This window comes from Denitromonas halophila (assembly GCF_007625155.1).
GTDB lineage: Bacteria > Pseudomonadota > Gammaproteobacteria > Burkholderiales > Rhodocyclaceae > Nitrogeniibacter > Nitrogeniibacter halophilus.
The window spans coordinates 262,358-285,743 of record NZ_VMNK01000003.1; the positions used below are offsets into that span (position 1 = coordinate 262,358).

At 64.3% G+C, this 23,386-nt stretch carries 27 protein-coding genes; 14 read left to right on the forward strand and 13 right to left on the reverse strand.

Annotation, left to right across the window (positions count from 1 at the left end):
- Positions 1-4 precede the first annotated feature (4 nt).
- Positions 5-712 (forward strand): glutamine amidotransferase, encoded by a 708-nt coding sequence (locus FHP91_RS03340; RefSeq protein WP_144308237.1) that lies wholly within the window; start codon positions 5-7, stop codon positions 710-712.
- Positions 713-858: 146 nt separating this feature from the next.
- On the forward strand, positions 859-1,281 hold the full coding sequence (gene msrB / locus FHP91_RS03345) for a peptide-methionine (R)-S-oxide reductase MsrB (protein ID WP_144308238.1): 423 nt from the start codon (positions 859-861) through the stop codon (positions 1,279-1,281).
- A 494-nt stretch (positions 1,282-1,775) separates the two neighbouring features.
- Here msrB and FHP91_RS03350 read toward each other — a convergent pair whose 3' ends face one another.
- The 5 genes from FHP91_RS03350 to FHP91_RS03370 form a co-directional block, all read right to left on the reverse strand.
- Positions 1,776-2,018 (reverse strand): hypothetical protein, encoded by a 243-nt coding sequence (locus FHP91_RS03350; RefSeq protein ID WP_144308239.1) that lies wholly within the window; start codon positions 2,016-2,018, stop codon positions 1,776-1,778.
- On the reverse strand, positions 2,015-2,476 hold the full coding sequence (locus FHP91_RS03355) for a c-type cytochrome (protein ID WP_186301430.1): 462 nt from the start codon (positions 2,474-2,476) through the stop codon (positions 2,015-2,017). Before FHP91_RS03355 ends, FHP91_RS03350 begins: the two co-directional genes overlap by 4 nt.
- Before the next feature lie 62 nt (positions 2,477-2,538).
- Entirely contained in the window at positions 2,539-3,657 is a 1,119-nt protein-coding gene (locus FHP91_RS03360; RefSeq protein WP_222105095.1) for a patatin-like phospholipase family protein, read from the reverse strand.
- A 6-nt stretch (positions 3,658-3,663) separates the two neighbouring features.
- On the reverse strand, positions 3,664-4,437 hold the full coding sequence (locus tag FHP91_RS03365; RefSeq protein WP_144308241.1) for a 3-hydroxybutyrate dehydrogenase: 774 nt from the start codon (positions 4,435-4,437) through the stop codon (positions 3,664-3,666).
- 53 nt (positions 4,438-4,490) lie between these two features.
- Positions 4,491-5,285: an SIR2 family NAD-dependent protein deacylase gene (locus FHP91_RS03370; RefSeq protein ID WP_246116205.1), complete on the reverse strand. Its 795-nt coding sequence runs from the start codon at positions 5,283-5,285 to the stop codon at positions 4,491-4,493.
- A 110-nt stretch (positions 5,286-5,395) separates the two neighbouring features.
- Here FHP91_RS03370 and FHP91_RS03375 point away from each other — a divergent pair, with 110 nt between their 5' ends.
- The 6 genes from FHP91_RS03375 (at position 5,396) to FHP91_RS03400 (ending at position 10,351) form a co-directional block, all read left to right on the forward strand.
- Positions 5,396-6,166: a TerC family protein gene (locus FHP91_RS03375; protein WP_144308242.1), complete on the forward strand. Its 771-nt coding sequence runs from the start codon at positions 5,396-5,398 to the stop codon at positions 6,164-6,166.
- A complete protein-coding gene (locus FHP91_RS03380) occupies positions 6,163-7,152 on the forward strand; it encodes a serine/threonine protein kinase (protein WP_144308243.1) in 990 nt (329 codons plus the stop codon). Before FHP91_RS03375 ends, FHP91_RS03380 begins: the two co-directional genes overlap by 4 nt.
- Positions 7,153-7,536: 384 nt before the next feature.
- Positions 7,537-7,869, forward strand: a complete 333-nt coding sequence (locus tag FHP91_RS03385; RefSeq protein WP_144308244.1) for a hypothetical protein — start codon at positions 7,537-7,539, stop codon at positions 7,867-7,869.
- Between the two features lie 102 nt (positions 7,870-7,971).
- On the forward strand, positions 7,972-8,739 hold the full coding sequence (locus FHP91_RS03390) for a DUF1883 domain-containing protein (RefSeq protein WP_144308245.1): 768 nt from the start codon (positions 7,972-7,974) through the stop codon (positions 8,737-8,739).
- Between the two features lie 490 nt (positions 8,740-9,229).
- Positions 9,230-9,709 carry a hypothetical protein gene (locus FHP91_RS03395; RefSeq protein WP_144308246.1) on the forward strand — a complete coding sequence of 160 codons (480 nt, stop codon included), beginning with the start codon at positions 9,230-9,232 and terminating at the stop codon, positions 9,707-9,709.
- A gap of 207 nt (positions 9,710-9,916) precedes the next feature.
- A complete protein-coding gene (locus FHP91_RS03400) occupies positions 9,917-10,351 on the forward strand; it encodes a transposase (RefSeq protein WP_222105096.1) in 435 nt (144 codons plus the stop codon).
- A gap of 100 nt (positions 10,352-10,451) precedes the next feature.
- Here the strand turns inward: FHP91_RS03400 and FHP91_RS03405 are convergent, their stop codons facing one another.
- Positions 10,452-11,012: a flavodoxin family protein gene (locus FHP91_RS03405; protein ID WP_144174180.1), complete on the reverse strand. Its 561-nt coding sequence runs from the start codon at positions 11,010-11,012 to the stop codon at positions 10,452-10,454.
- A gap of 153 nt (positions 11,013-11,165) precedes the next feature.
- Here FHP91_RS03405 and FHP91_RS03410 point away from each other — a divergent pair, with 153 nt between their 5' ends.
- On the forward strand, positions 11,166-12,083 hold the full coding sequence (locus tag FHP91_RS03410; RefSeq protein WP_144308247.1) for a LysR family transcriptional regulator: 918 nt from the start codon (positions 11,166-11,168) through the stop codon (positions 12,081-12,083).
- Here FHP91_RS03410 and FHP91_RS03415 read toward each other — a convergent pair.
- Entirely contained in the window at positions 12,070-14,274 is a 2,205-nt protein-coding gene (locus FHP91_RS03415; protein WP_144308248.1) for a phospholipase D-like domain-containing protein, read from the reverse strand. The two genes, FHP91_RS03410 and FHP91_RS03415, sit on opposite strands and share 14 nt — an antisense overlap.
- 198 nt (positions 14,275-14,472) lie before the next feature.
- Between FHP91_RS03415 and FHP91_RS03420 the strand changes: the two genes are divergently transcribed.
- The 4 genes from FHP91_RS03420 to FHP91_RS03435 all read left to right on the forward strand — a co-directional run bounded on the left by FHP91_RS03420 (position 14,473) and on the right by FHP91_RS03435 (position 18,439).
- A complete protein-coding gene (locus tag FHP91_RS03420; protein WP_144308249.1) occupies positions 14,473-14,850 on the forward strand; it encodes a response regulator in 378 nt (125 codons plus the stop codon).
- A gap of 188 nt (positions 14,851-15,038) precedes the next feature.
- Complete coding sequence (locus tag FHP91_RS03425; protein WP_144308250.1) at positions 15,039-16,661, forward strand: hypothetical protein; 1,623 nt, start codon at positions 15,039-15,041, stop codon at positions 16,659-16,661.
- Between the two features lie 139 nt (positions 16,662-16,800).
- Positions 16,801-17,763: a transglutaminase family protein gene (locus FHP91_RS03430; RefSeq protein ID WP_144308251.1), complete on the forward strand. Its 963-nt coding sequence runs from the start codon at positions 16,801-16,803 to the stop codon at positions 17,761-17,763.
- A gap of 220 nt (positions 17,764-17,983) precedes the next feature.
- On the forward strand, positions 17,984-18,439 hold the full coding sequence (locus tag FHP91_RS03435) for a DnaJ domain-containing protein (protein WP_246116206.1): 456 nt from the start codon (positions 17,984-17,986) through the stop codon (positions 18,437-18,439).
- Here the strand turns inward: FHP91_RS03435 and FHP91_RS03440 are convergent.
- Genes FHP91_RS03440 through FHP91_RS03465 form a run of 6 tightly spaced genes read right to left on the reverse strand, consistent with a single transcriptional unit; the run spans position 18,422 to position 22,221 of the window.
- On the reverse strand, positions 18,422-18,880 hold the full coding sequence (locus FHP91_RS03440) for a GNAT family N-acetyltransferase (protein WP_144308252.1): 459 nt from the start codon (positions 18,878-18,880) through the stop codon (positions 18,422-18,424). The genes FHP91_RS03435 and FHP91_RS03440 overlap by 18 nt on opposite strands.
- Positions 18,881-18,921: 41 nt before the next feature.
- Positions 18,922-19,122, reverse strand: a complete 201-nt coding sequence (locus FHP91_RS03445) for a hypothetical protein (RefSeq protein ID WP_144308253.1) — start codon at positions 19,120-19,122, stop codon at positions 18,922-18,924.
- Between the two features lie 9 nt (positions 19,123-19,131).
- Positions 19,132-19,896, reverse strand: a complete 765-nt coding sequence (locus FHP91_RS03450) for a LamB/YcsF family protein (protein ID WP_144308254.1) — start codon at positions 19,894-19,896, stop codon at positions 19,132-19,134.
- Positions 19,893-20,936 carry a 5-oxoprolinase subunit C family protein gene (locus FHP91_RS03455; protein ID WP_144308255.1) on the reverse strand — a complete coding sequence of 348 codons (1,044 nt, stop codon included), beginning with the start codon at positions 20,934-20,936 and terminating at the stop codon, positions 19,893-19,895. The genes FHP91_RS03450 and FHP91_RS03455 overlap by 4 nt, the downstream gene beginning before the upstream one ends.
- Positions 20,933-21,676 (reverse strand): 5-oxoprolinase subunit PxpB, encoded by a 744-nt coding sequence (pxpB, locus tag FHP91_RS03460; RefSeq protein WP_246116207.1) that lies wholly within the window; start codon positions 21,674-21,676, stop codon positions 20,933-20,935. The genes FHP91_RS03455 and pxpB overlap by 4 nt, the downstream gene beginning before the upstream one ends.
- Before the next feature lie 2 nt (positions 21,677-21,678).
- Positions 21,679-22,221, reverse strand: coding sequence for a winged helix DNA-binding protein (locus FHP91_RS03465; protein WP_144308257.1), 543 nt, complete (start codon positions 22,219-22,221; stop codon positions 21,679-21,681).
- 143 nt (positions 22,222-22,364) lie between these two features.
- Here FHP91_RS03465 and FHP91_RS03470 point away from each other — a divergent pair, with 143 nt between their 5' ends.
- On the forward strand, positions 22,365-23,354 hold the full coding sequence (locus FHP91_RS03470; RefSeq protein WP_144308258.1) for a TRAP transporter substrate-binding protein: 990 nt from the start codon (positions 22,365-22,367) through the stop codon (positions 23,352-23,354).
- Positions 23,355-23,386: the final 32 nt, after the last annotated feature.

The window sequence follows — 23,386 nt, forward strand, 5'->3', positions numbered from 1 at the left end:
CACCATGCCCCGCGCGCTCGTCCTGCGTCATGTCGCATTTGAAGACCTGGGGCTGTTCGAGGGGCCGCTGCGCCAGCGGGGCTACACCATCGAAACGGTCGATGCCGGCGTCGACGCCCATCCGCGACGCCTGCGCACCGCCGATCTGCTCATCGTCTGCGGCGGCCCGATTGGCGCCTACGAAACCGATCGCTACCCCTATCTCAGCGAAGAAATCAACGCCATCGGCGAGCGCATCAGCATCGGTGCGCCCACGCTCGGGCTCTGCCTCGGTGCCCAGCTGATGGCCGCCGCCATGGGCGCCCGGGTGTATCCCGGCAAACACAAAGAACTCGGCTGGTCCCCGCTCCAGCTCACCGAAGCCGGCTGCGCCTCACCGCTGGCCGCGGTGGGCGATCTGCCCGTGCTGCACTGGCACGGCGACACCTTCGACATCCCCAAAGGCGCGACCTGGCTGGCCGCCTCGGCCGACACACCGCACCAGGCCTTCTCGGTCGGCCACCATGCGCTGGCACTGCAGTTCCATCTTGAAATGGACCCGAGCCGAATCGAACAATGGCTCATCGGCCACACGGCAGAGCTGACCGCCGCCGGCATCAATCTGCCCGCCTTGCGCGCTGCCACCGCGCTGCACGGCCCGCAGCTGGCCGCCATCGCGCGCTCCGTGCTCACCACCTGGCTGGACACCATGACCGCCCGCCGACCCGGTTGAACCTGGGAGCCGCAGCTGACCGCTTGCGCCCGTGAACAAGGTAGTGAACATGCGAAGCTTTTCGGCTTCGAGAATGAACGCAACTGTCGCGCATTCTCGCGGTCCACAAGCCTGACCCCTCTTCACCGCTTGCCGAAGGAGACATCATGACCGGAAACACTCGCCGCGACTGGGAAGCCGTTCTCCCCGCCGACTCATGCCACGTGCTGTTTGAAGAAGGCACCGAACGCGCCGGCAGCAGCCCGCTCAACGCCGAAAAACGCGCCGGCACCTTCATCTGCGCCGCCTGCCACACCCCGCTGTTCACCCAGGACACCAAGTTCAACAGCGGCACCGGCTGGCCCAGCTTCTGGCAGCCGCTGCCCGGCGCCGTCGAAACCAAGACCGACTTCAAACTGATCGTGCCGCGCACCGAATACCACTGCGCTCGCTGTGGCGGCCACCAGGGGCACGTTTTTGGCGATGGCCCCGCGCCGACCGGGCAACGGTATTGCAACAACGGGGTGGCATTGCGGTTCATTCCCGAAGGAGAGGATCTGCCGGCGATTCGGGCGGTGCCGGAGGCATAGGCCGTCCCGGCCACCGGCGCGTCGGCCGCACGCTGACAATGGTCACGGCGGTAGGCGCTTCGCCTCGATATTGGCCGGGTCTCGCCCCGGCGGGCGACTTACTTTCTTGCTCGTGCAAGAAAGCCAAGCAAAGAAGCACGGCCCGCTTCTGCGCCCCCTGCGGGGGTTCCCGCCCTACGGCAGCGTCAGGCGGGGTGGCTTGCCACCCACCATCGTATTGCACGACAAACGCTGCTTGGTGGGCGGCAAGCCGCCCAACCTACGGAGTGACGCTTTCCCAAGCGGGCGATGGCGAAGCCGAGCCCGCGCGCCCTTTCCCCTTCTGTACCGCCGAACGAAGCCCGCGAGCGGCGGGAATTGTCGTGTCGCGTGTTTGAGCCCGAAGGGCGAGTTTGCGACATGACCCGCCGGGCGCGGGCGTAGCGAGGGCACCGGCGAAGCCGGCGGTACAGCGGGGGCGTTTTCTTGGTGACTTCTTTGTCGCGACAAAGAAGTTACTCGCCCGCCGGGGCGAGACCCGACCAACGCCCCGATGCCGAAGGCACCGACCGCCGCAATGGCGCCACCACCGTCAGCAGAAAAAGCATCACGACAAAAGACACCAGCACGACCCACTCGCCGACACGACGCGCATCGACCGCATTCAGATCAAACAGCCAACCCGCCACCCGGCTGGACAGCCAAAGCACGGCCTCGCCAACCGCCTCGAATAGCGCACCGAGGACGGCGTCGATCACGGCAGCGGCGGCGGTGCGTCGTTCAAGGTCCGCAGATAAGCCACGACATTGGCGCGCGTCGCGTCATCCGAGATCCCGACAAAATTCATCTCTCGTCCCGGCACGGCCGTTTCGGTGTCCTGCAGGTAGTAGCTGAGCGTGGCATAGGTCCATTTGCGTTTGACCTCGCGCATCGCCGGCGAGTAGCGGAAGCCCTCGCGCGCGGCCGACATGCGGCCCATCACGTTCCACAGGTGCGGGCCTTTGAAGTCGCCGCCTTCCTTGAAACCGTCATGGCATTGCGAGCATTTGCGCTCGAAAAAAGCCGCGCCTGCCTCAAGGTCGGCGTTGCGGATCAACTCGGCAAAGGCCGGGTCGAGCGGCGGGTCGTAGGTCTTGAGCGGGCCAGGCTCGGCCTGCGCACAGGTGACGGCAAGGCCCAGCGCGAGGCCGGGCAGGATACGGGATGGTTTGATCATGCTCATCTCCTCCAGTCGATCCTGAATGCAGCTAGTCTAGCGCGTCCGGCACGCGGGCGATGTCACACCCGGTCACTGGCGAAGACGCGAATGCCTTCGTGGTCGTCAGGCCGCTCCAACACCCCGGGGCTCATCAACACGCGATTCACATCGTGGCCGCCGCTGTGCCAGTGCTCTTCCATCATGCGCCGACTGAAGTTGTAATCCTTGCTTTCGTGCTCGTAGGGACGGCTCTCATAGATGAGGTGCACGATGGTCGCCACGCCGCCGGCGCAGTCCTTTTCCATGGCGTCGAGCAGATCCCGGGCGTCGGTGTCATGCGGCAGCCGAGCCAGCAACTCACGTACCCGACGCTTCATCTGCATCTCTCGCACCATGTGGTCGCTGCTCAAACGCGTGCGGCTGGAGTACTGGATCTCCTTGATCCGCTCGGCCACATCGCGGATATTGCGCGGCAGCTCGCCATGGGCCGGCCACAGGTCGATCTGGAAGATCAGCGTGTCGGGCCGGGGGGTGTGGTGCAGCACATAGTCCAGCGGTGTGTTCGACGCCAGCCCGCCATCCCAGTAGAAGCGGCCCTCGACTTCCACCGGCGGGAAGCCCGGCGGCAGCGCGCCGGAGGCCATGATGTGCTCCGGGCCGATGCGCCGCTCGCGGTTATCGAAATACATGTAGTTGCCATTGTGGATGTCCACCGCCCCCACCGACAGGCGCACCGGGCCGTCGTTGAGGCGGTCGAAATCGACGAACTCGCAGAGCGTGTCGCGCAGCGGGGCGATGTCGTAATAACTCAGCGCCTCGGGCCGGTCGTCGGGCCACAGGTAGGGCGGCGGCAGCCGCGGGGTGAAGAAGCCGGGCTGGCCGAAGGTGAGATTGCGGCCGGCCCACATCAGGTTGTTCACCGCCGCCGGCAGCAGCGGCTCGGGCAAAGCCATATTGCCGGGCAAAAACCGCGTAATGCGCTGCCAAAAGCCTTCGAGTGCCGCCACCCGCGTCTCAGGTGCGTTGCCGGCAATGATGGCGGCGTTGATGGCACCAATCGACACCCCCGCCACCCAATCCGGCACGATGCCCCGCGCCGCCAGCGCCTGATACGCGCCGGCCTGGTAAGCGCCCAGCGCGCCGCCGCCTTGCAAGGCGAGCGCGACTTGCTCAAACCCGTGCGGCTTCGCTTTTGCCACGCCCGCTTACTCCATGTGCCAGCCGTGGCTGACGATCAGCGACTGGCCGGTGAGCGCATTGGTCGGGAAGGCGGCAAAGGTGAGCGCCACTTCGGCCACGTCTTCGATGGTGGTGAATTCCTTGGTCACCGTGCCGCCGAGCATGATGTTATTCACCACTTCTTCTTCCGAGATGCCTAGCGTTTTTGCCTGCTCGGGAATCTGTTTGTCGACGAGCGGCGTGCGGACGAAACCCGGGCAGATCACGTTGGCGCGCACGCCTTTGGGTCCGCCTTCCTTGGCGATCACCCGCGCCAGCCCCATCAGGCCGTGCTTGGCTGTGACATAGGCCGACTTGAGCGGCGAAGCGAGTTTAGAGTGCACCGAGCCCATCAGCAGCACGCTGCCGCTGCCCTGCGCATACATGTGCGGCAACACGGCCTTGGTGGTGAGAAAGGCGCCGTCGAGGTGGATGGCGAGCATCTTCTTCCAGGCCGCAAAGGGGAAGTCCTCTATCGGATGCACGATCTGCACCCCGGCATTCGACACCAGCACATCGACCCGGCCCCAGCGATCGACCACCGCCTGCACGCCGGCGTTGACCGCGTCCTCGTCGGTCACATCCATGGCCACCGCCATGGCGCGGTCTTCGCCCAGTTCGGCGACCACCTGACGGGCGGCATCCATATTGATATCGGCAATCGCGACCTTGCTTCCGGCGGCGATGAAGCGCCTGGCAATGCCGAGGCCGATGCCGCCGGCCGCGCCGGTGATGAGGCTGACTTTATCGTTCAGTTGCATGCTCTCTCCCAATTCGGTTACAGCGCCGCGCGGGCGCCTTTAAAAGACTGGCCTTAAGCCGTTTCGTTCATGCCATCGGCAAAAGCGGTGTGCAGCAGGGCCGGCAAGGTGATGCCCGCCGCGCCCGGCAGATTCCAATGCGCGATGCCGTCCAGACTGGTCGATTGCGGGTTGATCTGCACCAGCAAGGCGCCGGTATTCACCGCGATCTGCGGCAATTCAGCGGCCGGATACACCATGGCCGAGGTGCCAATCGCCAGCATCAGGTCGCAACCGGCGGCCGCCGCCAGCGCGGATTGCCACTCGTCGGCCGGAAGGCCTTCGCCAAACCACACCACGCCGGGGCGTATCGGGCTGGCGCAGCGCGGGCAGTCGGGTGGGGTCACCCGGCGACCGCCTTCGGGCTCGTCCGGGATGCCTACCGGGTAGCGCCAGGGCGTGCCGCACTGAAAACAGCGCGGCTGCATCAGGCGCCCATGCAGGTGGACCACGCCGGCGCTGCCGGCACGCTCATGCAGGTCGTCCACGTTCTGGGTGATCACGGTCAGCGCCGGCACCTGTTTGGCCAGCGCGGCAATGGCGTGGTGCGCCGGGTTGGGGGCCGCCCGCATCATCGCCGCGCGGCGCCACTCATACCAGCCCCAGACCAGCGCCGGGTCGGCCCGAAACGCGTCGGGCGTGGCCAGCGCGGTGGCATCGTAACGCGCCCACAGCCCGGTCTGCGCATCGCGAAAGGTCGGCACACCGCTCTCGGCCGACACCCCCGCGCCGGTCAGCACCACCACATGGCGGGCCTCGCGCAGCGCGGCCACCATCTGCCCGCTGAACAGGGCGTCGGAATCATTCATGTCGTTCATGGGCCGCAGTGTAGCGCGACGCGACAGGTGGCGACGCCGCGCCTTGGTATCATGGCGCGTCGTTGTCGGCAGGGGCCGGCAACGCCGCCATTGAGGATTCCATGCTCGAAATTTTCACCGACCCGCAGTTGATCGTCGCCTTCTTCACCCTCACCGCGCTGGAGCTGGTGCTGGGCATCGACAACATCATTTTCATCTCGATCCTGGTCGACAAACTCCCCCGCGAGCGCCGCGACTTTGCGCGCCGGCTGGGCCTGTTCCTCGCCATGTTCATGCGCATCGCCCTACTCGCCGCACTGTCCTGGCTGGCCGGCATGACCGAGCCGCTGTTCACAGTGCCGATCATCGAGCACGGCCTCTCGGGGCGCGACCTGATTCTCGTCTCCGGCGGCCTGTTCCTGGTGTGGAAGAGCACCGGCGAAGTGCACCAACTACTCGAGGGCGAAGAAGGCAGCGCCTCCAAGGCGGTGGCCAGCACCTTTGCCGCCGTCATCGCGCAGATCATCGTCATCGACCTGGTGTTCTCGCTCGACTCCATCATCACCGCCATCGGCATGGTCAATCACCTGGGCGTGATGATTGCCGCCGTGGTCGCCTCGGTGGGGCTGATGATGTTCTTCGCCAAACCCATCGGCGAATTCGTCTCCGAGCACCCCACCATCAAGATGCTCGCGTTGTCCTTCCTGCTGGTGGTTGGCGTCGTGCTCATCGCCGACGGCTTCGGCAACCATGTGCCCAAGGGCTACATCTACTTCGCCATGGCCTTCTCGGTCACCGTCGAAATGCTCAACCTGCGCATGCGCAAAAAGGCCCAAAAACCCGTCGACCTGCGCGAGCCCTACTCGCCCGACCCAACCGAAGAACGCTCATGAGCGATCTCGACGCGCCCTTCGCCACGCTCACCCCGGAGCACCTGCTCGACGCCCTCGAAGCACTCGGGCTCGATTGCGACGGCAGCGTGCTGGCGCTCAACAGCTACGAAAACCGGGTATTTCAGGTCGGCATCTACGACAAGCCGCCGGTCATCGCCAAGTTCTACCGGCCCGAGCGCTGGAGCGACGCGGCCATCGGCGAGGAGCACCGCTTTCTGGCCGAACTGGCCGAGCGCGAAATCCCGGTCGTTGCGCCACTGACGATCAACGGCAACACGCTCAACACCGCCGGCGGCTTCCGCATCGCCATTTTCCCGCGACGCAGCGGCCGCGCGCCCGAGCTTGAAGACGAAGACGTGCTGCGCTGGATGGGCCGCTTCATGGCCCGCATCCACGCCGTCGGCGCCATGCGGCCCTTCGAACACCGCCCCGCCATCAATGTGCAGACCTACGGTTTCGACGCGCGCGACGCCGTGCTCGCCACGCCCTATCTGCCGATGGAACTCGAAACCAGCTGGCGCAGCGTAGTCGACCAGGCGCTCGAAGGCGTCCAGCGCTGCTTCGACCGCGCCGGCCCGGTCGCCCAGATCCGCCTGCACGGCGACTGCCACGGCGGCAACGTCCTGTGGACGCCCGACGGCCCGCACTTCGTCGACTTCGACGACGCCCGCAGCGGCCCCGCCATGCAAGACCTGTGGATGCTGCTCTCCGGCGAACCCGACCAGCAACGCCGGCAATTCGACGTCGTGCTCGAAGGCTATCGTCAGTTCCACGACTTCAACCCCGCCGAGCGCCACCTCGCCGAAGCCCTGCGCACCCTGCGCCTCATCCACTACGCCGCCTGGATCGCCCAGCGCTGGCACGACCCTGCCTTCCCCCACGCCTTCAGCTGGTTCGACAGCCCCCGCTACTGGCAAGACCACATCCTGAATCTGCGCGAACAGATCGCATTGATGGATGAGCCGCCGCTGATTCAGGCGGGGTAGCGCTGGCCGGGTCTGACCTATTGGGTTTCAAGACTTGATCCCGAATGACTGCTGGATGGTGCGCCACCCGAAGGGGATGCAGGCATCCCTTGTGGGTGGCGCTTGCCGTTTACGGGGCGGTCGGGTTTAATCTCTGTGGATATCTGGTGGGGGTGTGGACGGGCTGGCGTCGGGGCTTTTTTGCGGCCTCTGTTGGGTGTTTCGGCAAGCTGGCGAAAGCGAGGAGAAGTGACGTGCTAAAAGTCTTATCCGACATTGCGACGGCAACATCAGCATCTACTGCAAATAAAATCAATAGGTTGAGAGAGGAATCCAGATTCTCCACCTGTCGCATAAATCGTGTACACGCCGTTTTGTCGTCTACTTAACAGTTAGGTGTCTGCAGTGATCGACTACGAAACGTGGCTACTGGATACAGGCGATGTAGTTATTCAAAACAAAGCCGCCAAGGGTTATGACTCACTTCCTTCTGTCGAGAAAGCGGTTTATTGCCTATGGGTTATCGACTATGCCATTAGAAACTCAGGCACTCTCGAGCCAGTATTTGAGTTACACCCTACATCTCTTCAAGAACTGAGTAATTTTGCTGCTTCAGAAACATTCCCCGCTCTTCAGCTCTTACTTGAAAGCCTTGGCTCACCTGAAGCCGAGGAAAAATACTATTCCTTGTTTTCTGCAGCTTGCTCTGAGTTGGCCACCCGTTATGGTCACACCTAACATTCCGGTCAAGGCCGCTCCCTGCGGTCGCTGGATGCTGCGCGATAGAGCGCCGCGCAGCGCCCCTTACCTACAACGTTATGCCAACACAGGAGAAACACTTTGAACTTTCTTCAATATGACCTTGGAAGTCGAAAAAGTGGCGAAATCGTGGAGGTGACGTTAACAAGCGGTGCCAATGTTCGCCTGATGACAAGCTCCGAGTTTTCAAATTATAAAAACGGCAGACGTCATCGCTTTATCGGGGGGCTAGCCAAGCGTTCACCTATTCGGCTACAAATCACAAGTTCTGGTCATTGGTACGTAGTAGTTGACATGCAAGGGCTACAGGGCAGCACAAATGCATCGGTTCGGGTTCTCCCTGGTCTCTTACCTGAAATACAAGAACGGCCTTTGTCGGAAATTCCAAGCCTTGTTCGTCAAAACGTTCCCCCACCAACAGAATCTGGTGGAGAAACCCACGACGTATTCATTTCTCATGCATCGGAAGACAAGGATAATTTTGTTCGGCCGTTAGCCAATGCCCTAGTCGGGAAAGGACTCAACGTTTGGTATGACGAAATGACTCTCAGAATTGGGGATAGCCTGAGACAAAAAATCGACAAGGGGCTAGCAAATAGTAGAGTAGGTCTAGTCGTGCTATCGCCATCCTTTATTAGAAAAGGTTGGACGAACTACGAGCTTGATGGAATTGTGACAAAAACAGTATCTGGTGAACAAGTACTGTTGCCAATCTGGCACAACATCACTAAACAACAGGTTGTGGATTTCAGTCCCTCCCTAGCCGACAAAGTTGCCCGAAGCACGGCAACGCACACCATCGAAGAAATAGCGCAAGAAATTGCAGAGCTTCTGAGCTCAAGGGCATAACAATGCGCTCAACCTCGCTCCCTTCGGTCGCTGGACGCTGCGCGATAAAGCCGCACAGCGCCGGTTAGCTCCACGTTAGAGCTTTCCAATGATTGCCTCAACCATATCAGCGCGTTCGATGTTCTTCGGCGCTGCATTTTCTGCGGCAGGGGCTCTCGCTCTTTATCATGAGCGCCAGGCGGGTTTGGAGAGCGGAGTTCTGCGAGTTGGTGGCAGAGGGGGTGTCACGTTAATACCCCTCAGCACCGATCCGACCAATTTCGAGTTGTGGGTTTCAATATACGCAGCCGGGATTGGCTTCTGTGTTGCAATGTGCTTGGCTAGTTTGTTTTTTGGTGTCAAGGAATTGCGCGCAAATAACAAATAGGTACATTATGGAAAAATCCAGCTCTAACACGGCGCTCAAATCGGACCGCCAAAACGCTACGCATTTTGGTTCCCTCCGCGCTTCGCGCTCCGGCGGCCGTTTAGCTCTACGTTAGCTGTGTAAATGTTCGAAGAACGATTCTCAAATTGGAGTGTTTGGTCGAAGCGCAACGAACTTGCTGGAGTCCGCTATCCAGGCATTTACGTTTGCGCGATCGGCCTTGGCATAGAGCACGGTGAACCGTTCTCCTGGCGGAATGAAGTGGTGTACATCGGAATGACCAACTCCAAAGCTGGGCTGAAAGGTAGGCTGCAGCAGTTTGATCGCACTTGGGTTGGCGCCCCAAAGCATGGCGGGGCAGATCGGGTTCGGTACAAGCATCAAGATTACGATGCACTTCTCAAACAGCTATTCGTGGCAGTGGCTTCTTTCGAGTGTTCGGTAACGTCGAATGAGCCGGGCGATCTTCGCGTAATGGGCGAGGTGGCAAAATTTGAGTACGAGTGCATGGCTCGGTTCGTTGAAGAGCACGGTGAACTACCCGAGTTCAACAACAAGAAGGCATCACCGAAATACAGCCTCACAGTGGCGAGAGGCAGCTAACAATGCGGTCAAGCCGTTCGCTTACGCTCACTCGGACGTCTGGTGCTCCGCGGCTTTTTGCGCATGGCTTCGCCATGATTGCGCAAACGCCGCTCCACACCAGCCGCCGCTTACCTTGGCGTTGAGGCTGTAGAAAAACCTCCTCACCCCGCCCCTGCCAGATAATGCTTTTCGTATAATCAGGCATCGCCTTTGCGGAGTCTCGCGATGCCACGCTTCAAGACACCCGACTACGGCCTGAAGATGGTCCCGGTGGATTTTGCGGCGCAGGTCGTGCCCGGCTCCTTCGAGTTTGCGCTGTGTCATCTGGTCGATCACGAGCTTGATCTGTCCGCGCTTCGCGAGCGCTTTTGCAACGATGCCTGCGGCGCGCCTGCTTTCGATCCGGCGGTGCTCCTCAAGATCGTGTTGCTCGGTTATTCGCGCGGCTTGAGCAGCTCACGCACCATCGCTGCCGCCTGTGCTCACAACGTGCTGTTCATGGCCGTCTCCGGCGACAGCTGCCCGCACTTCACCACCATCGCCGCCTTCGTCTCCGAGCTCGGTGAATCGTCGGGGTCAGGTCTTGAAATACGACATTCCCACTCGAACGCATTCAGCATAAACCGCTCGGCCCGTTTCGGAAACAAGCACCCAACCTAAGCTGCCCAGTCTCTCCAAAAAAAGCCCGCGCCAAGCCCAGACGCAAAACGGCCCCACCAACATGGCGGGGCCGTTCTTCATTCAAGGCTGCAGCAGACGATCACCCCATCCGCAGCGCCAGTTGGGCCACGCGCGCGCCAAGATGCTCGGCGGTGCGCAGGTCGGAGTCCTGCATGGCCTCGGCGCCCTGGTCGGAGTTCGATTGCGCCATGGCGCCGAGCTGTCCGCCGAGGCGGTTGAGGTCTTCGACCGAGCCTTTGCTGTGGTTGTTGCCCGGCATCAGGCCGAGGTTTACCCAGGTCATGCTGTGCTGGGCGGCGAAGACCGACAGCTGCACCAGCGCGTTGAGCTTGTCGCCCGACTGCGAGGCCGAGTTGGTGAAACCGGCGGCGAGCTTGTCTTTCCAGCCCTGGCCGAACCACACCTTTGAACTGGCGTCCATGAAGGTCTTGAACGGGGCGGACACGCTGCCCATGTAGGTCGGGGCGCCGAAGATGATGGCGTCGGCGGCGGCCAGGTCGTCCCAGTGGGCGTCGACCGCGTCGGCGCCGATCTGCTGCACTTGCACGCCGTCGACCGAGGCGGCGCCTTTGGCGACATGTTCGGCCTGGCGGGCGGTGTGGCCGTAGCCACTGTGATACACGATGGCGATTTTCTTCATGATGATTTCTCCTGTCGGGGCATCACCCGCCAGCGCAATGGCCGACTTTGGCAACGCCGCAATTGAATTTACTTCACTGTGAATGCATTATCAGGAAAGCCATCGATAATAAAAACCGACAAATTTTGATCAATTTGTTGAGCTAGATTCAACATGAAACTCACCCTCGACGCCCTGCTCATGCTCGACGCCATCGACACCGCCGGCAGCTTTGCCGCGGCGGCGCGACAACTGCATCGTGTGCCTTCGGCGCTGACCCACGCCGTACGGCGACTGGAGGACGATCTGGGCTACGCCATCTTCGAGCGTGTCGGCCGGCGCGCCCTGCTGACCCCAGCCGGTCGCTCGCTGCTTACCGACGGTCGCCAGCTACTCGCAGCCGCCGACGCGCTGGAGTGCCGCGCCAAACGGGTGGCGACCGGCTGGGAGGTGGAGCTGCGTATCGCGCTCAACGCGCTGGTGCCTTTCGCGCTGATGCTGCCGCTCATTCGGGACTTCGACGCGGCGAACCACGGCACACGCTTGCGCTTCAGCGGTGAGGTGCTGGCGGGGAGTTGGGATGCGCTCGGCGCCGGCCGCGCGGATCTGGTGGTGGGGGCCTCGGGCGAGGCGCCGCGCGACACCCGTTTCGTCTCCCGGCCGCTGGGCGAGGCCGCGATGATCTTCTGCATGGCGCCGGATCATCCGCTGGCCGCCCTGCCGGAACCACTGAGCGCACAGGAATTAAGCCAGCATCGCGCAGTGGTGCTGGCCGATACGACGCGCACCATGCAGGCGCGCAGCGCGGGGATGGTGATCGGTCAGGACACGCTGGTGGTGCCGGACCATCACGCCAAGCTCGAGGCGCAGATTGCCGGCCTGGGCGTGGGCCATCTGCCCTACTTTCTGGCGGCCGAGGCACTGGCTGACGGCCGGCTGGTCAGGCGTCAGACCGATGCCAGTCGCCTCCAGGAGCCGCTGCATCTGGCCTGGCGCCGCGACCACGACGGCCGCGCGCTGCAGTGGTTTGTCGAGCGCCTTACGGCCGCGCCCTGGCAGGCGCAGCTGGCGCAGGCGGTCAGATTGCCTTGAACAAGGCGTTGAATTCGTCGGCGGCCGCCGCGTCGCCCTGCATGATCCGCCGCGACAAGGCGTAGACCCGCTCAGTAGTGGCCAGAATGCGCGCCTTCAGATCGCGCCGCTGGGTGTCGTCGAGGCGATCCTCGCCGGCATAGCGGGCAAGCAACTGATCCACAAGATCATTCATCTCCACCGCGAGCGTCGCCGCGTCACGGCCGATCAGGGCGGTGTTGTTGGCCACTTTGCCTGGCGTGGTGATCAGCGCCTGCAGACTTTCGACATAGCGGGCGACGAACTGCGGCGCATTGCGGACATAGACCCCATTGTTGCTATCCATCATCAGGCTGCGCACATCGGCGTTGGCGGAGCCGATGAAGATGTCCGGGCCGAACACCATCACTTTTGAGTGCAGCGACAGTCGCGCATCGTCGCCCTTTTGATACTCAAGATAGCGCAGCGTGGCAGCGCCCTCGGCCGACCCGGTGTCCTTGAGATGATCGGCAAGCGCCTTGAGCTGCCAGACCGCCAGCAAATTGACGATGTTCAGGTCGGTGGTGGCCAGCGAATTGGTCAGCAAGGTGAGATCCACACTCGCACACGCGCGACGCCCGTCGAGCATGGCTGCGACGTCTTGCAGCAGATTGGCCGGCAAGAAGAAATAGGCGTTGTGAATGATCACCGGCTGGCGTGCGGTGACCGGCGCGGCGCACGCCTCGCGCAAGGCAGCACGCCACAGGGCCTGAATATGCTTGCTCGACGCCGCTTCGTGGTCGTGCCGAGCGCCATAGCTGCGTTCCCCCTTCGCGATCGGCAGATTCTCCAGGTAGTCGATCCGGGCACCGGCGTCGATCCGCAAGGGTTTCGGCGCCACGCTCGGGCGATAGTTGCGCGCGTAGGTTTTCAGGCGCGCGCGATGCTGCTCACCAACGGCATCCAGCCGCGCCGACACGGGCACGAAATGCTTCTCAAGATAGCGATCGACACAGGCCGCATCCTTGCCCTGGCTGCAAGCCGCTTGCGCCGCCTCGACCACACCGAAGTTTGCCAGCAGCTCATTGGGCGCGTGCTGGCGCACCTCGTCCAGCCGGGCCACCATGCTGCTCAGCCCCCACAGGCGGTCAAAGCTGGCGGTCAGCGCAGGCGTGCGATCGGCCAGTGTCAGCGCCACATCGGTATCCATGAAGATGTACTTGTCGGCCAGCGGGTTGGGCGACATGTGGTATTCGTCGGCCACGTTGCGCCCGCCCAGCACCAGCGTGCGCCCGTCGGCCAGCAGGAATTTGTGGTGCAGGAACTCGGTGAGATAGTCCCAGTCGCGCTGGGCCAGCGCATCGTTCTGGCGTGCCAGCGGCAAATAGCTGCTCACCGCATCGAACACCGGATTGACCTGCTCGGCAAAGGCCAGGCGAACCACGGCGAGCTTGAACTTGGCCGCCAAACCGTCCACGCCACCGATGTAGCGCGCACGGAAATAGAGTTTGCCCAGTTCCTTGAGCCTGGCGGTCTGATCGGCGTTGGCGCTGCCCGCGCCGGCCGCCAGCGCGTCGGCGTCGATTGCCTGCCCGCGGGTCACGGCGTAGGCCATCAGCTTGGCGTGCTTGCCATACAACCCCGACAGGAACACCCCCGAACCGGCCACGCTGCGGTTGAGCACGCTCGGCGCGCCCGCCGCGCCGGGGGCAAAACGGCGGCCAACCTCGGTCAGCTTGGCCTCGTCGCAGGCGCTGCCCGTCGCGCCCACATCGGCGCAGCTGAGCGTGAGGAAGGCCGCATCCTTGATGATCTCGACCGTCGGCCGATTGTAGAACCGCACGGCGATACGCCCACGCCCGGCCTGCTCCAGCCAGCTGAAACGGTCGAGGTCTTTGTAGGCGCTGAAATAATCCACCAGCAGCCGCACCTGCACACCGCGCCCGGCGGCATCGATGAGGGCCTGGCTGAGCCGTGCGGAGGTGTAGTCGTCCGCGAAGATGTAGTAGGCCAGGTCGAGGCTTTGCGTGGCCGACTCGATCGCCCGCAGCTTGGCGGCGAAGGCCGCGTCATTACTGGTGAGCACCTCGCCCGACACCAGCGCCAACGGCCCCGCCGACGCCTGCTGCTCCAGCGCGTCGGCCAGCGGCACCGACTTCACCGACGGCGCCAGCGCGCACCCTCCCAGAATCCAGCCAGCCAGCATCACGGCGGCAACACGGTGCAGTCTCATCGAGTCTCCTTTTTCGGGCGATTGCAGCGCGGGGCTGGCGCCGTCCCAGTGTTTTTGCATATGAGACACAGTATAGCCACGCACCCGGCTCCTGCTGCGCGCTTCAACACGCGCACCCACCGTGCATCTACGCCTAAAGTCCGATTGTTGACTCGCCGTTAATCGACGCATCCTTTCTTTCGCAACAGGTACGCCACGATGCCTCCCCGCAAATTGCTGATCGTCGACGACATGGACGCCATTCGGGCGCTGGTGTCGGCCATTGGCCGTGACGCCGGCTTTGAAGTGCATCAAGCCAACAACGGCGAACAAGCCCTGTCCGTCTGCCAGAGCACCGCCTTCGATGTGGTGCTGTGTGATCAGAACATGCCCAAGATGAGTGGCGAAGCCTTCGTCACCCAACTACGCGAGACCGACAAAGGCACGCCGGTGGTCATGCTCACTGGCGAGACCGACCGCGAAAAGATTGCCGCACTGGTCAGCGTGGGCATCAACGGCTTTATCCGCAAGCCCTTCAAGCCTGACCAGATCTACCAGGCACTGAAGGGCGTCAAGCCCCGCGCCACCGCCGCCTGAGCCCCACCGCGCCACCGGGCGGCCCGATCCCTATCGCTTGAAAACGCGGAAACTCAAACCCCACATCGCGTCCGGTCGGGCCTCAAGCGGGGCGCCGCTCAATACCACCGCCACCCCGCCCTTCGTGTTACGGTCAAGTCGCATCAGGGGAAAGTCTCAGAAGCGCCATCTGATTCGGGGGAACGCGCATGACCCATCTACGCCTTCTGGGCCTGCTGTTGATCAGCCTGCTGCTGTCGGGGTGTGCGCAATTCACGCCCTACCGCGTCGCCCTTCCGGCGGGGTCTGCGCCGACGGGGGTCGATTGCGAAGTGTCGGCCCTGCTGACCGATGGCAGTGCAGCGCCAACGACGCTGCCGCCCTGCGAAACGGCCAACACCACCCTTCCCGCCCCGGCGCTCCAGCACCGCCACTACACCAGCACCTTCCGCGACAAGACCGGCGCCGCCGATCCGGCAGACAAAGGCGATTATTTCCTCTCTTTCGTCGAGTTCGACGATCAGGGCTGGTTCGCCGACCGCCGCCAGATGGACGCCCTGTTCACACTACTCGCCGACCTCAAACGCAAGAGCCGCGAGACGCTGATCTACGTCTACGCCCACGGCTGGAAGCACAACGCCAGCCCCTGCGACAACAACGTGGTGTGTTTCTCGCGGCTGGTCGAACGGCTTGATCTGGCCGAGAAAAAAATCCGCAGCGATGACCCCGCCACCCAGCGCGCCGTGGTCGGCGTCTATCTGGGCTGGCGCGGACTGCCCTTTGGCACGGCGCTCAACAACCTGTCGTTCTGGTCGCGCAAGGACACCGCAGCGCGGGTCGGCCGTGGCGGCGTGTTCGAACTCCTCACCCGCCTCAATGACTACCGCGACAGCCGCCAGTTCGGCAAAACCGCCGACCCGCTCCGCACGCAACTGGTCATCACCGGCCACAGCTTCGGCGGCCTGGTGGTTTACTCCGCCCTGTCCCACGCCCTGATGGAACGCGCCGCGCGCACCGGCGACGCCGCCGCCGGCACGCAATACGTCAAGGTCAAAAGCTTTGGCGACTTCGTGATGCTGGTCAATCCCGCCTTTGAAGGCTCGCTCTACGAGCCGCTGTTTCATATCGCCACCCAGCGCTGCTACGAGCCGACCCAGCGCCCGACAATGATGATTGTCACCTCCGAGGCCGACGCCGCCACCCGGCTGGCCTTCCCCGCCGGCCGCGCGATGAACTCCGTGCTGCAGCACGCGAAGTCGCCCGCACAGCTCGCCAGCATGCGCCAGACCATCGGCCACAACGCGCGCTATATCACCCACGACCTGATCGACGAAACCACTGGCGGCACCCCACCGCACGTCGTCGACACCTCCGACTGCGGCTGCCCCTACCTCGAACCCACCGCCAACTGGGGACAGCAAGGTTTGCTGCAACTCATGGGCGGCGTCTTCGCGGTTCAGGCCGGCCAGAATCAATACGGCGGCGATGACGACCCGAGCAAAAACCCCCTCAGCTTGAAGGCCGTTCCGAGCCCCTCGGGAAGCGCAAGCTACGCTGCAAACTACCCCTTCCTGGTGGTCAAGACCGGCGAAAAAGTCATCCCCGATCACAACGCCATCTACAACGAGCGCTTCACCACCTTCACGCAGGTGTTCATGCTCTCGCATGTGCTCAACGGCACGCCTCTGCCCTCGGACAAGGGCAAACTGCAATGCCTGCCCGACCCGGAAACCCTCGCCCGACATGGCGAAAACGGCCTGTTTCCGCCGGGGCTGTCCTGCCTGGACGAGCAAGGCCAAGCCTGCGCGTCGTCGGGCATGCCAAGGCCTTGATCGCAACCGCGCCATAAGCCCGCATTGAGTCGGCGCCGGCTCGCCACAGCGACCCCACCCGTGCGCTATTTCCTGCCGGCGCTTCAAGATCCCAACGCAATCAGCGATGATGGGCATCACTTTTTTGCTGGTTCGCCCCATGTCCGTCATCCTTGAAGTTGAGCACGTCACCACCTATCGCTACGCCAAGGAGGTGACATTCGGCACCCACCGGGTCGCGTTTCACCCCCGCGCAGCGCATGACATCCGCGTGCTGTACGCCGATCTAACCGCCTCTCCCCACTGCCGGCAACACTGGATCCACGACGTCTTTTCCAACTCCGTGGCGGTGGTCGAACCTCTGGTGCCGGCCGACACGCTGAGCTTTACGGCGCGCTTTGCCATTGAGCATCTGGGGGTAAAAAACCATGAACTGCCGGTGGACCCGGCCGCCGAAAACTACCCCTTCGAGTACGCGCCCGACGATCAACTCAACCTCTCCGGCTTCCTCGCCCTGCAATACCCGAACGACGCCGCCATCGTGCGCGACTGGGTTGCCGGCTTCATGCCACAGCGCGGCACCATCCACACCCGCGACGTGCTGTCCAATATCAACCAGTTCATCCGCGCCGATTTCAGCTACGCCCCCCGCGACGCCATGGGCACCCAGAGCCCGGCCCAGACGCTCGCGCTGCGCAGCGGCACCTGCCGCGACTTTGCGCTGTTGATGATGGAAGCCGCACGCGGCCTTGGCATGGCGGCGCGCTTTGTGTCCGGCTACATCTATGATCCGGCGCTTGACGACGAAAGCGCCAACGGCCTGGAGGTGGTGGGGCAAGGCGTTCAGAGTCTCGACGTGGGCGGCGGCACCCTGGGCTCGGGTGCCACCCACGCCTGGCTGCATGTCTACCTGCCCGGCGCCGGCTGGGTGCCCTTCGACCCGACCAACACCTTGTTCGGCGGCACCGACCTCATCCGCGTCGCCTTCACCCGCACCCCCGAGCAGGCCGCCCCCGTATCAGGCGGCTGGACCGGCGACCCGAGTGACTATCTGGGCATGGAGGTGTCGGTCAATGTGCGCCGCCGACTGCCGGCGATCACCGGGGCGCCAACACCGGGGTAGCCGGCGCGCACCGCGCCCGGCGCCTTTGCCGGTTTTCAGCAACGACTCCCGGACGCAAGGCCGGTCGACCTTCGCGACGGTGCAGCGACGTGCCGCCGACGCGGCGGCCTTTCATGACGGGCATTAAGCGGCATGCTGTAATAGTCATCGTTGCCAGCCTTCCTCGCGCATCGCCGCCCGGGAATGGCTCGTCGATGGCGCGTCGATCGCTCCGCATTCCATGACTACTACCAGACCCTCTGGCGTCTCCCGGGATGCGTCTGCGGCCGAGATCAAGAAGGCCTTTCACCGCCCGGCCCGCAAATACCATCCGGACATCTCGAAGGAAGCCAACGCGGAAGCCCGCATGAAGGCGGGCAACGAGGCCTACGCCGTGTTCTCCGACCCGGAGAAACGGGCCGCCTATGATCGGCTCGGCCAGAACCACCAGGCCGGTCAGGACTTCCGACCGCCGCCCGACTGGGGCGAGGCGTTCGAACTCTCCACGCGCGGCTTCTTCAGTCAGCTGTTCAGCGGGCCGGGCGGCTTCCCGCGAGGCGCGCCCCTGCAGATCGGCCATCGCGATGCGCTTGGCGCACCCGACCGGGATGCCGCAAGGCCCCGCGATACCTGGGGCCATACCTGTCTCACACAGCCGCGCCGGACGCGCCGGCTGACCTCAACGTCCGGGCGGTGACGCCAGGGGCGAGTGCCAATGCTCCCACGGCCCGTCTTCGCCGACGCCGCCCGCCTCGCAGCGCCAGCCGTGTTGTGCGTAGAAGCACCGTGCCCGCACGTTGCGGGTCACGCACTTGAGCGACAGGGGGCGACCGTAGCGCGCCTCGCAGGCACGCAAGAGGGCGCTGCCGACACCGGCGCGCTGGTGCGCGGGTGACACATACAGGTGGTGGATGAAGCGCTCGGGCACCCACACCGAGGCAAAGCCGACGATGTTGTCCGCCCGCGTGGCCACATGGACGTCTTCGCCGTCGATGCTCCCCAGGAATTCCACGCGCGTCGCGTCACCGCCGTTGAAGCACCCCGCCATCGCCCGCGAGACATTGTAGAGCGCGAGCACCACGTCAAGCTCGGACGGCCCGGCGGGCCGGATGATGAGATCGAGATCGGGTCGGGTCATGATGCGGCAAATCACGCCATGGCACCGGCGGCGCAGATGCGCTATTGCCTTTCGGCGGCTTCCAGGCGCGCTGCCGCCTGCGCATTGGCGGCATCGAGTTGCGTCTGCACCTGCGCTTTCACGGCCTGGGCCTGTTCGACTTCCTTGGCCTTGGCGGCGGCCACCGTGGCGGCGCTGGTGGCGGTTTCCGCGCCGCAGGCGGTGAGCGCTGCAGCGGCGAGCAGGAGGATCAGCAAGCGCATGACAAACCCCTAAATCATGTCCGGAAGGCCGACCATAACATGGCCGTCGGCCTCCAGCGCGGCGCGCAGGGCGCGGGCGGTGTCAACCGCTTCCAGATTATCGCCATGCACGCAGATGCTGTGAATCGGCGTCGGTAGCACGGTGCCATCGAGCGCGACCAAACCACCGGCGGCAAGCAGACGGCGGACATGGGCGATGCACTCGGCCGGGTCATGCAGCACCGCACCGGGCTGGCTGCGGGGCACCAGCGTGCCACGCGGGGTGTAGGCTCGGTCGGCAAAGACTTCGAGCGCCACCGGCAAGCCGGCGCGCTCGCCGGCGGTGGCAAGCTCGGAGGTGGCAGGTGCGAGCAGGATCAGGCTGCGGTCGAAGGCGCGCACGGCGCGGGCCACCGCGTCGGCCAACATGGCGTCTTCACAGGCCATGTTGTTGAGCGCGCCATGCGGTTTGACATGGGTGATGCGGCCGCCTTCGGCCTGCGCCATGCCCGCGAGCGCGGCGATCTGGTAGATCAGCAGGGCTTCGAGCTCATCGGGCGACACGTGCATCTTGCGCCGGCCGAAGCCTTGCAGATCGGGGAAGGCCGGGTGGGCACCGAGCGTGGTGCCGCTGGCCAGCGCGGTGCGCACGGTGGTGCGCATCACCAGCGGGTCACCGGCATGGAAGCCACAGGCGATGTTGGCCGAATCGACGATGGGCAACAGGGCCTCGTCGGCCCCCATCGACCAGGCGCCGAAGGATTCGCCGAGGTCGGCGTTGAGGTTGAGTTTCATGCGGCGTCTCCATCGTCGTCGCGGCCATCGATGATGCCGCTGAGCAGGTTGCGGGAATACAGCGCGTCGAGGTCGATCATGCCGTCACCGGCCAACGGCACGATGTTGCCGAGGCGCGCTTGCAGCGCCTGCTCGGCCGCGCGGGCGAGGTCTTCGGCCGCGGCGACGCTCACCGCAACAAAGCGAACCGCCTCGCCCGGCTTGCGCTCGGCCAGCCGCGCCAGATCGGCGGTGATGACGGTGGCGATTTTCGGGTAGCCGCCGGCGGTGTGGCCGTCGGCCAGCAGCACAATGGGCTGGCCGTTGCCAGGCACCTGGATGGCGCCGGGCACGGCAGCATCCGACACGATCTCGCGCGCGGCGGCGTCGCGATGCAGCAGCGCCTCGCCGGCCAGGCGCACGCCCATGCGGTCGGCCTCGGCGGTGACCTCGAAGGGCATGCTCAAAAAGGCCTCGATGCTCGCCGGCGCGAAGTGATCCGCCTGCGGCCCGAGCACGACACGTATCGGCCCCGCGTCGGGCGTGGGCAGCTGACGCAAATGGTGTTCCGGAGTGGGCGCCGGTTCGATCACGCTCAGACGGTCGCCCACTTGCAGCGCCCGGCCCTCCAGCCCGCCCAGCGCCGCCCGCGCATAGGTGGCGGCGCTGCCGAGCACCAAGGGGCGGGCCAGACCGAACACTGCGACCACCGCCAATCTGCCGGTGCCAGTGTGCACCACGCGCAGCGTTTCGCCGTCGGCCAGCGTGAGGCTGCGCCAGGCGACAAGCGAACGCTTGCCCTCGGCGGTGAGGTGTTCGAGCTGGGCATCGCCGGCGACGGCGAGGCGAACCGCGCCCTCGCGGGCGACAAACTGCTGGCCCCCATCGAAGCATTCGATGGCCGGCGCCAGCGCGTCATTGCCGACCAGCGTGTTGGCGATGCGCAATAGCTGCGGCGCCAGCGTACCGGCCCAGGGCACCCCAATACGCCGCCAGCCACGACGGCCAATGTCCTGAATCGACGCCAGCGCGCCGGGCGACCGAATCTCGAGCGCGCTCATGATGTCACCCCGGGCGGCGAGCACCACTGCTGCGGATCGAGCCGACCGGCTTTGAGTTCGGCATCGAGTCGGTCAAATTCATCGACACTGACCGGCGTGAAGCGTACCCGGTCGCCAGCGGCCAACAGGGCCGGCGCATCGCGCGTGGCATCGAACAGTGGCACCGGGCAACGGCCGAGCAAGTGCCAGCCACCGGGGCTCTCCCAGGGGTAGATGGCGGTGAGACCGTTGGCGATGGCAATGCTGCCGGGTGGCACGCGCAGCCGGGGCTCGCTGCGGCGGGGCAGTTGCAAGGCCGCGGGTACATCGCCCATGAAAGGAAAGCCCGGTAGAAAGCCGAGCATGTAGACCACGTATTCGGTGGTGCTGTGCGCATCGATCACGGCCTCGGGCGTCAGGCCGGCGGCGTCCGCCACGTCGGCCAGATCGGGCCCGAACGCGCCGCCGTAGCAGGCCGGCAGGCACCAGTGGCGGCCATCGCCGACCGGAGCGTGGTCGGCCGCGTCGATCAACTCGCCCAACGCGGCTTCAAGTGTGGCGCGACGGGTCAGCAGCGGATCGTAGACGACCGTCAGCGAGCGGAAGGTGGGCACGGTCTCAATCACGCCACCGAGTTGCCCCGCGGCGCGGGCGCGTTCGATTGCCACGTCCAGCGCATTGACCCGGGCCTGCAGCGCTGGATCGATGGCGTCACCGAACTCGACCGTCAACGCGGCGTCACCGAGATCGAGAATACGCATGCTCACAGGCTCGAGGTCGAGGCGGCGCGGGCCGCCTGATCGTAGCGCCCGGAGAGCGTGCGCAGCAGGCGGGCGAGATCGCCGATGTGCGCGTTCTCCTCGGTCGAGCCGGAGAAACCGGGCATCAGGCAGGCCTCACGCACTTGACGGTAGCGCAGGCAGGCATCACGACCGTCGTCGGTGGCGCTGTAGAACGCCTCCTTGCCCTTGCGATGACTGGTGACCAGCTTGAGCGCGAGCAGCTTCTTGAGCGAGTAAGACACCACATGGGTGTCTTCGACGTTGAGCACAAAGCAGATGTCGGCGAGGCGCTTGGCGCTCTCACGATGCACCACATGGTGCAGCACCAGCACATCGATGGTGGTCATGTCCTCGAAGCCGGCGGCGGCCATGCAGCGCATCATCCAGCGCGAAAAGCCATGCCACGCCACGATCATGCCGTACTCAAACTCCGACAGCTCGGGCGATTTGGCCGACACCAAGTGCTCTGAAGAGACGATGCGGCTCGGCGCGGGGCGGCCATCGGGGAGCAAAGTTTTTGGCATGTTGTTGTCACCTCATCGATATTTTGTTGACAAATTATAGACAAAACACCAAAGTTGCAAGGCCGGCAAAAAGAAAACACCCTTGTGCCGCAGCCAATAACCCCAGGCGTTCGCATGCACGAACGCCCCGCGAGGAGACACCGATGCGATCCACCCAGCCTTTCCGTTCCGCCCTGTGCGCCACCGTCGCCGCCTTCGGCCTGAGCACGGCCGCCCTGGCTCAAACCACCTGGGACATGCCCACGCCCTACCCGGCGACCAACTTTCACACCGAGAACATTCAGCAATTTGCCAATGACGTGGCCAGCGCCACCGCCGGCCAGCTGAAGATCACCGTGCATCCGGGCGGTGCGCTGTTCAAGGGGCCGGAAATCAAGCGCGCGGTGCAGGCCGGACAGGCGCAGATCGGCGAATTGCTGATCAGTTCGCTGGCCAACGAAGACGCCATGTACGCACTCGACACCGTGCCCTTTCTGGCCACCAGCTACGCCGAGTCGGCCAAGCTGTGGTCGGTCTCGCGCAGCGCGGTCGAAGCGCGTCTGGCCAAGCACGGCCTGAAGCTGCTGTTCACCGTGCCGTGGCCGCCGCAGGGCATCTACAGCAAGAGCGCCGTGGCCGCGATGGGTGACTTCAAGAACATGAAGATCCGCTCCTACAGTCCGACCGTGGCGCGCATGATCGAACTGATGGGCGGCCAGCCGGTCACCGTGCAAGCCGCCGATCTGACTCAGGCGCTGGCCACCGGTGTGGTGTCGGCCAACATCACCTCCTCCTCGACCGGCTACGACTCGAAGAGCTGGGAGCAGTTGTCGCACTACTACGATGTGCAGGCCTGGCTGCCGAAAAACATGGTGTTCGTGTCGCAGAAAGTCTTTGACGGCCTGGACGCCGGCACCCGCGAGGCCTTGCTCAAGGCCGCGGCCGCCGCCGAAACCCGCGGCTGGCAGGTCTCCGAAGAGAAGACCGCGTGGTATGTCGATCAACTCAAGAAAAACGGCATGCAGGTGCTGCCGCCCAGCGATGCCCTGCGCGCGGATCTCAAGAAGGTCGGCGACACGATGACGGCCGAATGGCTTGAGCGTGCCGGCGCCGACGGCAAGTCGGTGCTCGACGCCTACCGCGCCGCGCAGTAAGACCACGACGGGGGCCATGCGCCCCCGTGCTG

Coding starts and splice junctions, on each gene's coding strand:
- FHP91_RS03400 (WP_222105096.1), top strand. CDS start 9,917: ATGCCACGCTTCAAGACACCCGACTACGGCCTGAAGATGGTCCCGGTG.
- FHP91_RS03395 (WP_144308246.1), top strand. CDS start 9,230: ATGTTCGAAGAACGATTCTCAAATTGGAGTGTTTGGTCGAAGCGCAAC.
- FHP91_RS03380 (WP_144308243.1), top strand. CDS start 6,163: ATGAGCGATCTCGACGCGCCCTTCGCCACGCTCACCCCGGAGCACCTG.
- FHP91_RS03340 (WP_144308237.1), top strand. CDS start 5: ATGCCCCGCGCGCTCGTCCTGCGTCATGTCGCATTTGAAGACCTGGGG.
- FHP91_RS03415 (WP_144308248.1), bottom strand. CDS start 14,274: ATGAGACTGCACCGTGTTGCCGCCGTGATGCTGGCTGGCTGGATTCTG.
- FHP91_RS03370 (WP_246116205.1), bottom strand. CDS start 5,285: ATGAATGATTCCGACGCCCTGTTCAGCGGGCAGATGGTGGCCGCGCTG.
- FHP91_RS03425 (WP_144308250.1), top strand. CDS start 15,039: ATGACCCATCTACGCCTTCTGGGCCTGCTGTTGATCAGCCTGCTGCTG.
- FHP91_RS03455 (WP_144308255.1), bottom strand. CDS start 20,936: ATGAGCGCGCTCGAGATTCGGTCGCCCGGCGCGCTGGCGTCGATTCAG.
- FHP91_RS03440 (WP_144308252.1), bottom strand. CDS start 18,880: ATGACCCGACCCGATCTCGATCTCATCATCCGGCCCGCCGGGCCGTCC.
- FHP91_RS03450 (WP_144308254.1), bottom strand. CDS start 19,896: ATGAAACTCAACCTCAACGCCGACCTCGGCGAATCCTTCGGCGCCTGG.
- FHP91_RS03410 (WP_144308247.1), top strand. CDS start 11,166: ATGAAACTCACCCTCGACGCCCTGCTCATGCTCGACGCCATCGACACC.
- msrB (WP_144308238.1), top strand. CDS start 859: ATGACCGGAAACACTCGCCGCGACTGGGAAGCCGTTCTCCCCGCCGAC.
- FHP91_RS03375 (WP_144308242.1), top strand. CDS start 5,396: ATGCTCGAAATTTTCACCGACCCGCAGTTGATCGTCGCCTTCTTCACC.
- FHP91_RS03445 (WP_144308253.1), bottom strand. CDS start 19,122: ATGCGCTTGCTGATCCTCCTGCTCGCCGCTGCAGCGCTCACCGCCTGC.
- FHP91_RS03430 (WP_144308251.1), top strand. CDS start 16,801: ATGTCCGTCATCCTTGAAGTTGAGCACGTCACCACCTATCGCTACGCC.
- FHP91_RS03470 (WP_144308258.1), top strand. CDS start 22,365: ATGCGATCCACCCAGCCTTTCCGTTCCGCCCTGTGCGCCACCGTCGCC.
- FHP91_RS03435 (WP_246116206.1), top strand. CDS start 17,984: ATGACTACTACCAGACCCTCTGGCGTCTCCCGGGATGCGTCTGCGGCC.
- FHP91_RS03365 (WP_144308241.1), bottom strand. CDS start 4,437: ATGCAACTGAACGATAAAGTCAGCCTCATCACCGGCGCGGCCGGCGGC.
- FHP91_RS03355 (WP_186301430.1), bottom strand. CDS start 2,476: ATGATCAAACCATCCCGTATCCTGCCCGGCCTCGCGCTGGGCCTTGCC.
- FHP91_RS03465 (WP_144308257.1), bottom strand. CDS start 22,221: ATGCCAAAAACTTTGCTCCCCGATGGCCGCCCCGCGCCGAGCCGCATC.
- pxpB (WP_246116207.1), bottom strand. CDS start 21,676: ATGCGTATTCTCGATCTCGGTGACGCCGCGTTGACGGTCGAGTTCGGT.
- FHP91_RS03405 (WP_144174180.1), bottom strand. CDS start 11,012: ATGAAGAAAATCGCCATCGTGTATCACAGTGGCTACGGCCACACCGCC.
- FHP91_RS03420 (WP_144308249.1), top strand. CDS start 14,473: ATGCCTCCCCGCAAATTGCTGATCGTCGACGACATGGACGCCATTCGG.